Below are 14,973 nucleotides of genomic sequence, written 5' to 3' on the forward strand. Positions count from 1 at the left end.
ATGAACATGAACATGAGAAAGCGAATACGAAAGAACGGTTGGGGACTCGGCGGGCGGTCGCTGCTCGTCCTGTCGGGTCTTTTGTGTTTGGTCTTGCAGGGGGGCTGCGGCACCGAGGAGGCGGCCGGGCCCACTCTCACCATTGCATCCTACGGCGGGGCCTATCAGGATTCGCAGCGGGCGGCTTTTTTCGAGCCTTTCCAGAAAGAGCGGAACGTGCGCCTCGTCGAGGTTTCCCACGCCGGGGAGTACTCCAAGCTCAAGGCCATGGTCGAGACCGGCAATTTGGAGTGGGACGTCGTGGACGCGGAGAGCCGCCTCGTGTACCGGGGGGCCAACGAGGGGATCTTGGAGCGCATCGATTATTCGGTCGTGCCGAAAGATGAGCTCCTGCCTTGGGCGGTGCACGAATACGGCGTCGCGAACATCGTGTATTCCAACATCATCGCCTACAGCCTGAAAGAATTCCCCCCGGGGAAGCCGCACCCGGCGACATGGGCGGAGTTCTGGGACGTGGAAAAATTCCCGGGAAGGAGGGGCCTCGAGAAGAGGCCCCACCTCACGTTGGAAGCCGCGCTTTTGGCCGACGGCGTCGCCCCGGAAGAGCTCTATCCGCTCGACGTCGAGCGCGCGTTCCGCAGCCTTGACAGGCTCAGGCCTTCCGTGGCGGTCTGGTGGGACGCCGGCGCCGTTCCGCCGCAGCTGCTTGCCAACGAGGAAGTGGTTCTCACCTCCGCGTACAACGGAAGGATCTGGTCGGCGGTTCATGAGGAAAACATCCCCATCGCCGTGGAGTGGGGACAGGGCATCATGGACAGCGACTGGTGGGTGATTCCGCGGGGCCTGCCCGAGGAACGCCGCCGGTTGGCCATGGAATTCATCGCGTTCGCCGTTCGGGCGGAGCGCCAGGCGGACCAGGTGCGCCGCATTCCGTACGGCCCCACGAATCGCCTGGCGCTCGACATGGTTCCGCCCGGGATGAAGGTGCACCTTCCGACCGCCGAGGAGAATCTGAAAAGACAGGTCTGGCTGGATTCGGCATGGTGGGCCGAGAACGAGGCCGAGGTGTTGAGCCGTTGGGACCTCTGGCGGATCGAGTGACCGGAGACGCGGCTGGCGCCGCGAGAAGGGGCGGTGAAGCCTGGCTGTTTCTTCTCGCCTTTCCCTGTGCGTTGCTCCTTCTGCTTTTTTTCCTCCTGCCCATAGGGGAGCTCGTCGTTCGGAGCTTTGCCGGCCACCCTACGGGCCTGCAGCACTACCGCCAGGTTTTCGCGGACACCGTCTATCAAGGTGTCTTCCTTAACTCGCTTAAGATAAGCCTCCTGGTCGCGACGGTGTGCACCCTCCTGGGCTACCCAGTGGGCGTCGTGCTGGGCAGCGCGAAGGGCACGTGGCGGCTCACGCTCACCGTGATGGTCTACGTTCCCTTCCTCACGAGCATTCTCGTCCGCTCCTTTTCGTGGATTGTGATTTTGCAGAAAAACGGCCTCGTCAATTGGCTTCTGCAAGCGGGCGGTTTCGTTCGCGAACCCCTGCCGCTGGTCTACAACAGGCTGGGGGTCGTGATCGGCATGACGCACGTGCTTCTTCCCTTCACGATATATTGCGTTGCGACCGCCCTTCGCCGGGTCGAGCCCCAGATCCTCTGGGCCGCGGAGAGCCTGGGGGCTAGGCCGGCCGCCGTCTTTCGGAGAATCATTCTGCCTCTTTCCATGCCGGGCGTCGTGATCGGGTTCGGGCTGGTCTTTCTCCTTGCGCTCGGGTTCTACATTACGCCGGCCCTGCTCGGCGGTCCCGCCGACCTGATGGTTTCCCAGCTCATCGACGAGCAGATCACGCGGTTCGGGAACTGGGGGCTCGCGGCCGCCCTGAGCGTGATTCTGGTCGTCGTCACGCTCGGCCTGCTCTCGGCGGTGGCCTGGCTCGGATATCCCCATCTGAGAAGATTCAGCGGAATCAGGCCATGACGCTGCGCCGCTCGCCCACGAACGTGTGCCTTCTGGCCGCCGCCTGTCTTATCGGCGTCTTCCTTCTCGTCCCGACCCTGATGGTCGTTCCCATGTCGCTTTCCTCCTCGCGGTTCTGGATCTTTCCGATTCCCGCGCTGTCGCTGCGCTGGTACGGGGAATTCCTGAGCGACCCGGAGTGGCTGGGCTCCCTGACGCTCAGCCTGCGGATGGCGGCCCTGGCCGCGGCCGCGGCCACGGTGGCGGGCGTCTCCGCGGCGTGGACCATCGTGCGCAGCGACCTCCGCTCCATGAAAATTCTGGGGATCGGCATCTTGCTTCCTTTGCTCATGCCTTTGATCGCCCTCGCGGCGTCGTGTTATTTCCTGTTCTCCCGGCTCGGGTGGGTCGGCTCGCCGTGGGCCATGGCGATGGTCCACGCCGTGCTCGCGCTGCCCACGGTCGCCCTGACGACCTACCTGGGAATCCTGGGCATCGACATACGGGTGGAGTGGGCGGCGCGCAGCCTGGGCGCCACCACGCCCTCGGTCTTCTTCCTCGTGGTGCTGCCGCAGCTCTGGCCGTCCGTCCTGCTCGGGTATCTCCTGGCCTTCGGGATATCGATGGACGAGATCGTGATCGCCAACTTCCTCGCCGGAACGTCCGCCATCACGCTTCCGAAGCGGATGTTCGACGGCATCCGGTTCGACGTGGACCCGAAGGCCGCCGTCGCCGCCGTGTGCCTGCTCGCCGTCACGCTGCTCATCGTCGTCGTGAGCTCCGTGGTCACGCGGCTCGTGAAGGGGTACCTGGCGAGGCCCCAAGCCGCACCGGGCGAGCCGCCGCCGGCAGCCCCTTCCTCCTCGCGTCGATAGAAGGGCGCTCCCGCCGCTGAACTTTGGATGAGCACATGACACTTAAAGTGATGTGTTCTCGGAATCTTTTTCCTTCTTCGCGGGGGCGGGGGACTGTGAAATTCGTGAGGGCTTGTAATTTGGCATGCCCCCCGTTTTCGGCTATAATGTCTTTTTGTGCATAGGGACACTTTATGTACGTCTCGCTGAGTGACGAACAGCCCCGCTGGTGCGTGGTTAGGACGAAGCCGAGGTGGGAAGAGCGCGTTGCCGCCCGCCTCGAGGCCGAAGAAATCTCGTCCTACGCGCCCAAGTTTGTGCGGAAGGAGCGCTACGAAAAGCCCAGGATGCTCTTTCCGGGCTACGTCTTCGTTCAGCTTGCGCCCCGCGACTGCGTTGAGCGGATGCGGTGGTTCCCCGGCGTTCGCCACACGCTCTCGCAATCGACGCTGGTCGCGGCCCTCGACGACGAGGACGTGCAGGAAATTCGCGGGCGCGAAAACGGCGAGGGCGTTATCGAGATTCCCGTTCCCCCGCTGCGGGCGGGCGAGCGGGTTTGCGTTGTAGAAGGACCGTTCGAGGGCCTGGAGGGGTTGTTCGAAAGGTACATGACGGGCGCGGAGCGCGTGCAGATTCTTCTGAGGCTGCTCGGCGCGCTGCGCCACGTCGAATTGCCGCGGCGGTCCGTGATGGCCGCGGCCTGACATTCTGAAGGAAATTTCTTCCTCATTCCAATCCGAGCGAGGCCCGGCCTCGTTAAGGCGGAGCTTTGTGCCGCCGAGGGGGCGGCGCGCCGCATGGACGTTCTCGTAACGGGCGGGGCGGGCTTCATCGGCTCCAATTTCGTCCGCCACTTGCTGGCCCGTACGCGCGCCCATCGCGTGGTCAACCTCGATAAGCTCACCTACGCGGGCAATCTGGAAAGTCTGAAGGACGTCGAGGCGCGCTGGGGGGCTGGGGCGAAGCGGCCGCGCTACGCCTTCGTCCGGGGCGACGTCTGCGACGGGGCGCTCGTGGAGCGCCTGCTTTCGGGAAAATGGAAGGCCGCGCGCTGGAAGCCGCGGCCCGTCGGGGCCGTCTTCCACTTCGCGGCGGAAAGCCACGTGGACCGGAGCCTCCGCGACGCGGCGCCGTTTCTTCGCACGAACGTGGTGGGCACGCACGCCCTCCTCGAGGCGGCGCGCCGCGCGCCCGCGCTGCGACGGTTCCTTCACATCTCGACCGACGAGGTCTACGGCTCGCTCGGGCCGCGGGGGAAGTTTTCCGAAAAGAGCCCCCTTGCGCCGCGGAGCCCCTACGCCGCGAGCAAGGCGGCGGCGGACCTGCTCGTCCAGGTCTACGTGCACACGCACGGCGTTCCGGCCGTCATCACGCGCTCCTCGAACAACTAGGGCCCGTACCAGTTTCCGGAGAAATTCATTCCCCTGATGGTGACGCGCCTTGCGAAGAATCGAAAAATTCCCGTCTACGGCCGTGGGCTGAACGTCCGCGATTGGCTTTACGTGGAGGACCACTGCGAGGCGCTCATGAAGGCGTTCCGGAAGGGCGGGGTGGGGCGCGTCTACAACATCGGCGGGCGGTGCGAGCGCCGCAACATAGACGTCGCCCGCCGGGTGCTGCGCATAATGGGAAAACCGGAGTCGCTCTTGCGCTTCGTGGCGGACCGCCCCGGGCACGACTTCCGCTACGCGCTCGACGTGCGGAAGGCGGAGCGGGAGCTGGGGTGGAAGCCTAGGACGTCGTTCGCCGTGGGGCTGCGGAGGACCGTTGAGTGGTACGAGGAAAATTCCTCCTGGATCAAGCACGTCGCGTCGGGGGCCTACCGGAAGTATTTTAAAGAGATGTACGGCTGGCGGGGCATGAACCTTTGATAGGGCGTATAAAAGGTGACGAAGATGAATTTTTCCGTTAGAATGGTTATGTTGTTGCTCCCGTTGCTTCTCGTTGGATTGTTGTAGCCTTAACCGTGGAAAGGTGGTCCTGAACCCATGAAGAAATTAAAAAAACTCGCTATTGCAGCAGGCTTCGTTCTGGTCGTTTTCCTGATGGTCTTCTTTTTGGTTGCCTATTTCTTGGGCGGGACCGCCTTGATGTCAGCGGCACATTTTGGTCAGACAAAGGCGGTGAAGTTCTGGATTGCTGCGGGCATGGACGTGAACGCGAAGGACGAAGACGGCCGGACCGCCCTGATGGCTGCGGCGGATAGGGGCCATGCGGAAACGGTGGAGGCTCTCATTGACGCGGGCGCGGATGTGAGCGCGAAGGACAAAGACGGCCGGACCGCCCTGATGCTTGCGACGTTGGCCGCTTTGCGATCGGAGTTATTAATAAGCCGCACCGACCACGCGGTTGCCCTGATGAAGGAGGCATACAAGGGCTATCCCGTTGCGGTGAAGGCCCTAATTGATGCGGGCGCGGATGTGAACGCGAAGGATGAAAACGGCCAGACCGCCCTGATGTTTGCGGCATGGAAGGGCCACGCAGATATGGCGAAAGCCTTGCTTGAGGCGGGGGCGGACGTGAGCGCGAAGAACAAAGACGGCCTGACCGCCCTGATGGCTGCTGCACAGGAAGGCCACACCGAGATGGTGAAGACCCTGATTGCCGCGGGGGCGGACGTGAACGCGGAGGACAAGGACGGCGTGACCGCCCTGATGGCTGCGGCACAGGAGAGTCACACCGCGACGGTGAAGGTTCTGATGGACGCGGGCGCGGACGTGAACGCGGAAAACGAAGACGGCATGACCCCCTTGATGCTTGCGGCATGGATGGGCGGCGCCGAGACGGTGATAACCCTGATTGAGGCGGGGGCGGGTGTGAACGCAAGACACAATGACGGCCAGACCGCCCTGATGGGGGCCGCGCGGAAGAGCCACACCGGGACGGTGAAGGTTCTGATTGATGCCGGCGCGGACGTGAACGCGGAAAACGAAGACGGCGTGACCGCGCTGATGCTTGCAGCACGGGAGAGTCACACCGGGATTGTAAAGGCCCTGATTGAGGCGGAGGCGGACGTGAACGCAAAGGCCGAAGACGGCGCGACCGCCCTGATGGGGGCGGCATTCGAAGGTTACACCGAGACAGTAAAGGCTCTAATTGACGCGGGCGCGGACGTGAACGTGGAGGATAAAGACGGCAAGACCGCCCTGATGATTGCGGCGCTGGGGGGCCACACCGGGATTGTGAGGACCCTGATAAGGGCGGACACGGACGTGAACGCGGAGGACAAAGACGGCGTGACCGCCCTGATGCGTGCGGCACAGGAGAATCACGCCGGGATTGTGAAGGCCTTGAGAAGGGCGGGCGCGGACGTGAACGCGGAGGACAAAAACGGCCAGACCTCCCTGATGTTTGCGGCAGAGAAGGGCCACACCGAGGCCGTGAAGGCCCTGATAAGGGCAAGAGCGGACGTGAACGCGGAAAACGAAGACGGCGTGACCTCCTTGATGCTTGCGGCATGGATGGGCGGCACCGAGACGGCGAAGACCCTGCTTAGAGCGGGTGCCGACGTAAACGTGAAGCCCAAAGACGGCTGGACTGCCCTGATGGGGGCGGCATTGGGGGGCCACATCGAGGCGGTGAAGACCCTGATTGAAGCGGGCGCGGACGTGAATGCGGGAGACAAAGACGGCCGGACCGTCCTGATGGCTGCGGCACAGGAGAGCCACGCCGGGATTGTAGAGGCCCTGATTGCCGCGGGGGCGGACGTTAACGCGAAGGCCGAAGACGGCGTGACCGCCCTGATGGGGGCAGCGTTCGAGGGCCACATCGAGGCAGTAAAGGCTCTGATTGCAGCGGGCGCGGACGTGAACGCGAAGGACAAATACGGCGAAACCGCCTTGATGGCCGCAGCACAGGAAGGCCACACCGAGATGGTGAAGGCCCTGATTAATGCGGACGCGAACATGAACGCGAAAAACAATGACGGCGTGACCGCACTGATGTGGGCGACAAAAGGCGGCCACACTGAGATTGTAGAGTTCCTCGAACGGGCCGAAGCAGGGGAATGACGGGAAGACCGAAGTAGTTCAATAGCTGACGGTCAATGGTCGACGGTCCCTTTTGACCATTGACCAAGGCTTCTTAACGTGCCGATAAAAGTTTTTTTGTTCCCGAAACTCCGGCGGGGCATGCGGGCATGAGGCGGAAGTATATGGAAAAATGGCTGCGCTGGGGCGTCTATGCGCTCCTGTGGTTCGCGCCGCTCGCCTTCGCCTCGGTCGAGCTCTGGGCGCGCGCCGTGCTCGTCTCGGTGAGCGTGGGCATGTTCGGGGCGTGGCTGCTCATGCAAGCCTGGGTCGTCAGGGAAGGTGAGCAGGCGCGCTATCGCGCCGAGTGGCGGGAGCTGCGGGCGCTCGGCTGGAGGAAACGCCTCTGGGCGCGCCATCCGCGGCTGGCGCGCGCTCTCCAGCACCTCACGAGAGGGCGGTTTCCTTCGCGCAAGACGCTGCCGGATGAGCCGGTGCACGTTTACCGCCTCCAGAACTACACCTACTGCGCCGGGCGCCGGTTTCTTCGCACGGGCGCGGAACTCCCGCTTCTCCTGTTCTTCGGCCTTTTGATTTTTCAGCTTCTGCCGATGCCTCCCGTGATGATGAAGATCGTCTCCCCGGGAACGTACCGCCTCTATGCGCAGACGCTTCCGGGCTACGGAACGGGCGCCGTCGTATGGGAGCCCGTGATTGCGGAAGGCCGCTGGCTTTCTCTGGGCCTTCCGAAGAACACGGATGAGCTCTGGAAAGAACTGGAGGTCGAGGAGGGGAGCGAGCCGCCGGACGCCGGATCCGTGGAGGCATGGCGGTTTTCCGACTGGCTGCCCCTGAGCGTCTATCCGGCGGCGACGCTGCGGGACGGCCTGCTGGTGGTGTCGCTCGGGATGGTATTCTTCCTATGTTTGCAGCTTTTTCCGACGTTCGAGCGGGCAAGGTGGGTGCTTTTCCACCTCGTCGGCTCGGGATTTGCCGTGGCTTTTGTCGGCATACTGCAGCACGTGAGCGGCACGAGGCATCTCTACGGCTTTCGTGAAATTCCCTACGGTTTCATGGGCCCTTTCGTCAATCCCAATCACTTCTGCACCTTGATGGAACTGGTCTTTCCCGTCGCGCTCGGTTTTGTGTTTATCAATTTTATCCCTCCGGAGCAGAAGCATTTTCGCGTAACCCCCGACGGGGCGTCGGTGGTGCGGCGGCGCCGGAAAAAGCGTGAATTCACTCCGAACGATTTCGCCAAGAGCTTCTGCTTCTGCTTTTTGACGGTGGGGATGCTCGTCGCCGTGGGGCTTGCCCGCTCGCGGGGCGGGCTTCTGGTTACGGCATGGGGGCTGGTTTTGTTTGGACTGCTTTTCGTGATGTATCTGCAGCGCGGGCAGGGACCTTCCGTTACCGTCATCGTCGTGATGGTAGGCTTGTTGGTGGCCCTGAGCCTGGGGGCGATTGTCTATCTTGGCTGGGAGGAAGCGCTCGTCCAGGAAGCCAGGCAGATTGACCTCATGCACTTCGGCGAGGAAAAGCGTTTTTATTTGTGGCATGACGTCTGGAAGGGGATCCAGGAATTCCCTTTATGGGGCGCGGGATGGGGGACTTTTCGGACCATCTTTCCGTACCGCAGAACGGTGCCTGGGGAGCGGAGCATTGCCGAACACGCCGAGTCCGATATTTTGGAAATCGGCCTGGAAGGCGGCCTCGCGGCACTCGGGCTCTTGGGCTGGGCTATGGCCGCGGTAGCGATGCGCAGCAAGGTGCGGCTTTCGCCCCTCCATGCGGGTCTGGGGGTGGGACTGGCGAACGTGCTGTTCCATAGTGTCTTCGATTTCCCGCTTCGCATTCCCGCCGTGTCGTTTGTGTTTTCGGTCACCGCGGCCATTTCCGCGTCCCTGGGAAGGGTGCAAGAAGAATGAGTCGCAAAGCGCTGTTTTCCGCGGCGGTTTTGCTGGGCGTCGCGGCGGCGGCTTACGCGGTCGTTGCCGATGCATGGGCACACCATCTGGGACGCAAGCACTTTGTCGCAGGGGAGCAGGACGTTTCGGAGGAGCACCATGCCAAGCTGCGGCTTGCCTCGCGGCTGGCTCCGTGGGACGGGGTTTTAAAAAAGCGGGCGTCGGACCTTGCCTTTGCTTTCGGAGAGAATCGTCCTCGCGAGAGATTCGAATGGTGGCAAGAGGCGGAGCGCGGCTACGTGCGGGCGTGGCGGCAAGCGCCGGGGCACTATCTGACGGCCTGGGCCCTTGGCGATATGGCCTTTCGGGCGGCACCGGAAGTCATAGCCCCATGGCATCAGGGCTACGGCGCCGCCGTGGCTTTATTTCCCGTCCACTCCGTGCTCCGGAAAGAGTTTGCCATCCGGCTCTGTGAAGCTTCCCTGGTGCTCACGGAGCACGGCGATTTCCCCGGGGCCAGGCAACTTCTGCGGGAATCGGAGCGGCTAATTCGCGTCGCGTTCTGGCAAACGCTTGCGCGGGGAGCGCTCTGGCTGGCGGAGAGGGCAGGCGAGGAGGACTGGACGCTTTTTCGAAAAGCTCTCGACGAAGTGGCTCAGGCGTCAAAGCAGGAATCCGACGCTCTCCAGCTGAAGGCGAAGGAATTTTTCCTCAAAGAGGCGCGGAAAGCCGTGGCGCTTGAGAAATGGGAACAAGCCAGGCGGTGCTTTGACCTGGCGGGGGTCTGCAGCCCGCAGATTGCACCCTATTTGCGCTGGCTGGATACCCGGTATGCGGCGCATCGGGAAAAAATTTGGGGCGGGAAACCATATGTTACTTTAGAAGATTTTGAAACCCAGCCGGTGCTGCGTTTTTGGCGCGGGGGATGGCGTGACGCGGAAGTCAAGGCGCGCCGCATCTCGCCTCCCGGCTACCGGAGTTCCCGAAGTGAAGAGGTGCTTATTCAACATCAAGTTGAGGATTCTCAATGGCGGGCGTATTGGAAGTCCGTTGACGTTCGACTCTTTCCGGAAGACCGTGTTCGCCTCGTCGCTTATGTGCGTATGGAGGGGGAATGCGCTTTGCCGGCGATTTTGATGCTTTACGTGCGTCTCAAGTTTCCGGAAAAATGGATAGGCTCTCCTGCAAGCGGGCCTGAGGCTGACGAAGACGCAGGAGGCGGCTGGAGACGTGTTGAGTTGGAGGATGTCGTAGGGGGTTTGACCGAGCGGCATGTTACCAACCGCGAGGAGCCGCTAAAGTACGTCAAGATTTTCTTTTGTGGAGTTGCCGTCCGTGGGCATTGCCCCGCCGTGCGTGTGGATGCCCTGGAGGTGCACCTGATCTAGCGATGTGCGGGATCGCGGGAATCTTTAAATTTCGGAAAGGCGATGCCGAGATTACGGAATCACTTTTGGAGCGCATGCGAGACACCATGGTGCATCGCGGCCCCGACGGCGCCGGCGTGTGGCGCTCCCCGGACGGCCGGGTCGGGCTGGCGCACCGGCGGCTGAGCATCGTTGACCTTTCCGAAGCGGGCGCCCAGCCCATGGCCAGCGCCGACGGCGCGCTTTGGATTGCCTATAACGGCGAGGTGTACAACCACGCTGAGCTTCGAACCGAGCTCGAGGCCGGAGGTTACCGCTATCGGTCGCGTACGGATACCGAAACCCTACTCTACGCCTACGACCGATGGGGCCTCGAGTGCGTGCGTCGTCTTCAAGGGATGTTCGCCTTCGGCTTGTGGGACGCGCGCAGGAGGCGTCTCTGGCTTGTCCGCGACCGCATCGGCATCAAGCCCCTTTACTACACCTTCACGGGCGGCCAGGTGTTGTTTGCCTCCGAGATCAAGGCGCTGCTTGAGCATCCGCAGGTTTCGCGCGATGTGGACCCGACGGCACTGTATCACTATATGACGCTCTACACCGCGCCGGCGCCGCTCACCATGTTCAAGGGGATCTACAAGCTGCCCGCCGGGCATGCCATGGTGGTTGAGGAAGGCCGGGATCCACGCGTTTACCACTACTGGGATCCCATCGTGCCCCGCGAGCGCTTCGAGCGGGCATTTCGCGAGTCGGGGGAGCCGGGCGTCGAGGCGTACTGCACGAAGGAAATCCGACGCCTTCTGTCCGAATCCATCGAGAAGCGCATGATGAGCGACGTGCCGTTCGGCGTGTTCCTGAGCGGAGGCATCGACTCGAGCACCAACGTGGCTCTCATGGCGCGCCTGATGGACCGCCCCGTGGACACCTTTACCGTCGCGTTTAAGGACAATCCGCAATACAACGAACTGGAATACGCGCGCCGCATCGCCCGCGAGTTCAAAACGAACCATCACGAGGTTCTCATTGGCGAGAGCGACCTTCTGGAGTATCTTCCGGACCTCATCTACCACCAGGACGAGCCGATCGCCGATCCCGTCTGCGTGCCGCTCTATTATGTGTCGAAGCTCGCGCGCGACAACGGCACCATAGTGATTCAGGTGGGGGAGGGAAGCGACGAGCAGTTCTGTGGCTACCCGTGGAACGTCATCTTTCAGCGGATACATGAAGGCCCCTGGAAGTGGTTCCGCAGGCTGCCGCGGGCGGTGCGCGTCCCGGCGGCGCATATGGCGCTGCTTGCTTCGCGTTCGCGCTGGACGGGAAGGCGGTGGATGCCCGCGTTTGGCGCCGAACTCGCCATGCGGGCGGCCTACGACCAGGAATTATTCTGGGGCGGCGCCATTGCTTTCCTGGAAACCGCCAAACAGCGCTACGTGAACAAGGACGCGTTCGGGAATGGGGTCACGGTGCCGTATTTTCAGGGCTTGGGAGATTCTTTTCTCGGCAATCATCAGCACCTCTCGTCGGCCACGGTGGTCGGAGCCCTCGCCGACCATCTGCGCCGCGAGAAGCCGGAAGCCGATTTCCTGGAGCAGATGATTTATATGGAGCTCAAGCACCGCCTGCCGGAGCTTCTGCTCATGCGCGTGGACAAGATTACCATGTCCACATCGGTTGAGGCCCGCGTTCCGTTCCTCGACCACGCGCTGGCCGAGTTCACCATGAACATTCCGCCGGCGCTCAAGATTCATCACGGGGAAACGAAGCACATCCTCAAGAAGGCCGTCGAGGGCCTGATTCCCAACGACATCATCTATCGGCGAAAGCAGGGCTTCGCCGCGCCGGTGGACGCCTGGATGGACACGGAGCTTGGTCGGGAGATGCGCCATACGTTTCAAACGACGCGGTTTCGGCGGCGGGGCTTTCTGCGCTTCGACCGCGTGGACGCCGAGATGAAGGGGCCCTCTTCGCGCCGCGACAGTTCCGCGTATTGGATTTTGTTCAACTTCCTGAAGTGGTACGACCGCTGGATTGAGGGGCAGACGTAAACCATGACGCGTGCCCGTCTTTTACGCGCAGCCGGCACCATTGCCGTGGCCAACGCGCTCGGCCTGCCGCTAGGGCTGCTGGTGCAGATGTTGATGGCGCGAGCGTATGGGACTTCCGCCGCCATGGACGCCTTTAACATTGCCCTGCTAATTCCGAATTCCCTGACTACGGTCGTTGTCGCAAACGCTTCCGTTTTACTGGTTCCGGTCATCAACGAATATCTTGCCAATGAACAAAAGCAGGAATTGTCCCAAATGTTGAGTGCGATGTTCAAGGGACTTTTTCTGTTCGTCGTAGTGGGGCTGGGCGCATTGGCGTTTTGTACGCGTCCGCTGTTTGGCATCATCGCCCGCGGCTTTAATGCAGAAACGCAGGCCCTTACCGAGCGTCTTTTCTTGTATTTGCTTCCCGCCGCGTTCTTTATGCTGTTGGGCGGCGTGGTAGGGGTTATTCTGCAGGCGAACTACCATTTTGCAGGACCGGCGTTTGCTCCGTTTTTTTATAAGATTTTGGCCATCACCTTCATCTTTTATTACGCAAATGAATGGGGCATCTTCGCCCTGTTAAATGCTCAAATCGTTTCCGCGATTGCCAGTGCAGTGCTCCTATGGTTCATCTTTCGGGGCTATCAGCGCCTTTCGTGGAGGGGAACAATGTGGCATCCTGTATTTCCCCAGTTCCTCGCGGTTATTTTCGGCCCCTTGCTGCTGTTTCGCATCCTGGATCAGCTGAACTATATTGTCCCGCAGGCCGTTGCAACGCATTTCCCCGAGGGAAGCGTGGCTGCCTTGGGATATGCTTTCAAACTCGTGAGCATTCCTTCCAGCCTCATGATGACAAGCCTTGCTACCGCAGTGTTTCCCATGTACTCCAGACTCATCGCAGAGGGGAATTGGGATGAACTCAGGAACACGATTACGTTTGGAATAAAAACCGTTTTTTTGTTTTCCATTCCCTTGACCATTGGATTTGTCATTTTAGGGCGCGAAGTGGTGCGGACTCTCCTTGAGCGGGAAGCGTTCGGCGCGGACTCCACGGAGGCTGTGTACCGCTTGCTGGTCTTCTACGCAGCGGGCATCCTCGGCGTTGGATTAAATTCCATGCTGGGATACTATTTCTGGGCGAAGCGAGCACATTGGCGGGTCACGGAGATTATCTTGATCGGAGTGGGGCTGAATATGGCGGTGGTATTCGGATTAAGAGGTGGCCTGGGAGTTCTTGTGGTCCCTATTGGTATGGGTCTGGGCTACCTTGGACAGAGCATGTTTATGGCCCACTTTATACACAAGGACGGCATAACCATGCCCTGGAAAGCTTTGGGAAGCGTTGTAGCACGGATGGCGCTTGGGGGATGTGTCATGGGTGGCGTGTTGGGGTTTTTGAAGTGGTATGTGCCGATGTTAAGTGCTTCTTTCATGGGCCTTGTGGTGCTGATTGCTGTTGGAAGTGTAGTATTTTTTGGTGGAATATTGTTGTTGGGTGTTTATGATTTGCGCCGGATCGCGGCTCTGTTTCTCCTTCTCAAAAGCAAGCAGTAGGGTTTGCGAGGTTTGCTGAGAGCAATTTTGAAATGCTTTTGAGAAAATTTCGTGTGGGAGAGACTCTCCATTGCAATTTATTCATCGCTCTAGTGCGTGGAAAGCAGGTTGAGGCCTGATGAAATCAAGGGCAAGTTATTCTGATGCGGAGAAGGCGGTTCGTGATGCCTACGACGTGTATCCGCAACGTTTCCTTAAGAAAGGCTATCGCTTCAACACCGTTTATTTAACGAATAAGGCATTAAGTGATTGGAGCTTGCTCGCTCCTATTGACCTTTGTGGTAAGCAGGTGCTTAATGTCGGCTGCGCAGAACCCATTGATGAGCTTCAATTTGGCAAATGTGCGGGGGCATGGCATGCCGTTGATTTTTCGCTCAAGAATCTCCGAGGCGCAAGGCAAGTTCTTCAAGAAGAATTGTCTGCCTGCCTCCTTAACACCATTCATCTTTATGCGGCGGATGCCAGCGCGCTACCCTTTCAAAACGAGAGTTTTGATGTTGTGGTTGCCTTCTCGACCCTAGAACATATTCCTGACCCCGGCAAGCGAAGAAAGTCTTTTGAAGAAATTGCACGCGTGTTGCGGCATGGTGGATATGCAGTAATTACAACGTCAAACGCCTGGAATCTGAAATACCGGCGACGGTCAATAAAGGATCAGCGTCTAGGCCAAACGGATTTTGGTTTCGAGTGTTTTTACAGTCCCTTAGAGCTGCGGCGGCTTCTGTGCGGGATGGGACTGCGCCCTTTGCGCTTTTACTCAGAATGGCGCATGCCTAATAATTCGTATATTCTTCAAGTCGCAACATACCTATTTCGCTTTTTTGGAACGCGAATAGGCTATCTTGCCCAAAAGTAGATGGAGTCTGTGCGGTAAATATTTTTCCGATTTTTTTGGCAAGCGGATGGTGCTTTGCCGTGCGAAAAGACCAGCGCTGAAGCGAAAATCGTATAGGACGCCTGTTTAAGAAGATGCTGCCTGGGAATCGCATAGTAGCAATTAATTTTTTTGGTGTTTCTTCTGCCCCGGTCATTCCTGAGGATGCACACGAGATTCGGCTTCCCTATAGCGCACACACGCTCTTTGCAGGAAAGTATTTTCGCGCTCTCTGGGGCGCGCCATCATGCCGTGAGTTGCAAATTTACGTTCCTACGGTTCGCTTTTTGCGGTACCGGTTTTTTGTGGAGCTCGGCGCTTTTTTGGTGCGCGCCCAAGAGCGTCGGCTGGTCGATTCGCATGGACGGAGCTTCCGAATCTCGTATGGAGGACTCGTCCTGCGGTTTATTCGGATGTTGTTGGAATTTGTTACGCTCCCGTTTTTAATTCTTTTGTCTCATAGTGTCCTGTTGGGG

The 14,973-nt window shown here is 60.2% G+C and carries 10 protein-coding genes and 1 pseudogene; all 11 read left to right on the forward strand.

Features of this window, described 5'->3' with window-relative positions; genetic code table 11:
- Nucleotides 1-12 precede the first annotated feature (12 nt).
- The 11 genes and pseudogenes from JSV08_00650 (at nucleotide 13) to JSV08_00700 (ending at nucleotide 14,479) form a co-directional block, all read left to right on the forward strand.
- Nucleotides 13-1,101 carry an ABC transporter substrate-binding protein gene (locus JSV08_00650; GenBank protein ID UCF80965.1) on the forward strand — a complete coding sequence of 363 codons (1,089 nt, stop codon included), beginning with the start codon at nucleotides 13-15 and terminating at the stop codon, nucleotides 1,099-1,101.
- The gene (locus tag JSV08_00655; GenBank protein UCF80966.1) at nucleotides 1,077-1,967 is read left to right on the forward strand and encodes an ABC transporter permease; all 891 of its coding nucleotides are present in this window, start codon (nucleotides 1,077-1,079) and stop codon (nucleotides 1,965-1,967) included. The genes JSV08_00650 and JSV08_00655 overlap by 25 nt, the downstream gene beginning before the upstream one ends.
- Nucleotides 1,964-2,821 (forward strand): ABC transporter permease subunit, encoded by an 858-nt coding sequence (locus tag JSV08_00660; protein ID UCF80967.1) that lies wholly within the window; start codon nucleotides 1,964-1,966, stop codon nucleotides 2,819-2,821. The genes JSV08_00655 and JSV08_00660 overlap by 4 nt, the downstream gene beginning before the upstream one ends.
- A 173-nt stretch (nucleotides 2,822-2,994) precedes the next feature.
- A complete protein-coding gene (locus JSV08_00665; protein UCF80968.1) occupies nucleotides 2,995-3,504 on the forward strand; it encodes a hypothetical protein in 510 nt (169 codons plus the stop codon).
- Nucleotides 3,505-3,597: 93 nt separating this feature from the next.
- A pseudogene (gene rfbB / locus JSV08_00670) lies at nucleotides 3,598-4,671 on the forward strand (dTDP-glucose 4,6-dehydratase).
- A gap of 117 nt (nucleotides 4,672-4,788) precedes the next feature.
- Nucleotides 4,789-6,810: an ankyrin repeat domain-containing protein gene (locus JSV08_00675; protein UCF80969.1), complete on the forward strand. Its 2,022-nt coding sequence runs from the start codon at nucleotides 4,789-4,791 to the stop codon at nucleotides 6,808-6,810.
- A gap of 143 nt (nucleotides 6,811-6,953) precedes the next feature.
- Nucleotides 6,954-8,696 carry an O-antigen ligase family protein gene (locus JSV08_00680; GenBank protein ID UCF80970.1) on the forward strand — a complete coding sequence of 581 codons (1,743 nt, stop codon included), beginning with the start codon at nucleotides 6,954-6,956 and terminating at the stop codon, nucleotides 8,694-8,696.
- Nucleotides 8,693-10,063: a hypothetical protein gene (locus JSV08_00685; protein UCF80971.1), complete on the forward strand. Its 1,371-nt coding sequence runs from the start codon at nucleotides 8,693-8,695 to the stop codon at nucleotides 10,061-10,063. The genes JSV08_00680 and JSV08_00685 overlap by 4 nt, the downstream gene beginning before the upstream one ends.
- A 2-nt stretch (nucleotides 10,064-10,065) precedes the next feature.
- Nucleotides 10,066-12,084: an asparagine synthase (glutamine-hydrolyzing) gene (gene asnB, locus JSV08_00690; GenBank protein ID UCF80972.1), complete on the forward strand. Its 2,019-nt coding sequence runs from the start codon at nucleotides 10,066-10,068 to the stop codon at nucleotides 12,082-12,084.
- 3 nt (nucleotides 12,085-12,087) lie between these two features.
- On the forward strand, nucleotides 12,088-13,623 hold the full coding sequence (locus JSV08_00695) for a hypothetical protein (GenBank protein UCF80973.1): 1,536 nt from the start codon (nucleotides 12,088-12,090) through the stop codon (nucleotides 13,621-13,623).
- Between the two features lie 118 nt (nucleotides 13,624-13,741).
- Nucleotides 13,742-14,479 (forward strand): class I SAM-dependent methyltransferase, encoded by a 738-nt coding sequence (locus JSV08_00700; GenBank protein UCF80974.1) that lies wholly within the window; start codon nucleotides 13,742-13,744, stop codon nucleotides 14,477-14,479.
- The last annotated feature ends 494 nt before the right edge of the window (nucleotides 14,480-14,973 follow it).

The organism is Acidobacteriota bacterium (assembly GCA_020349885.1).
Classification (GTDB): Bacteria; Acidobacteriota.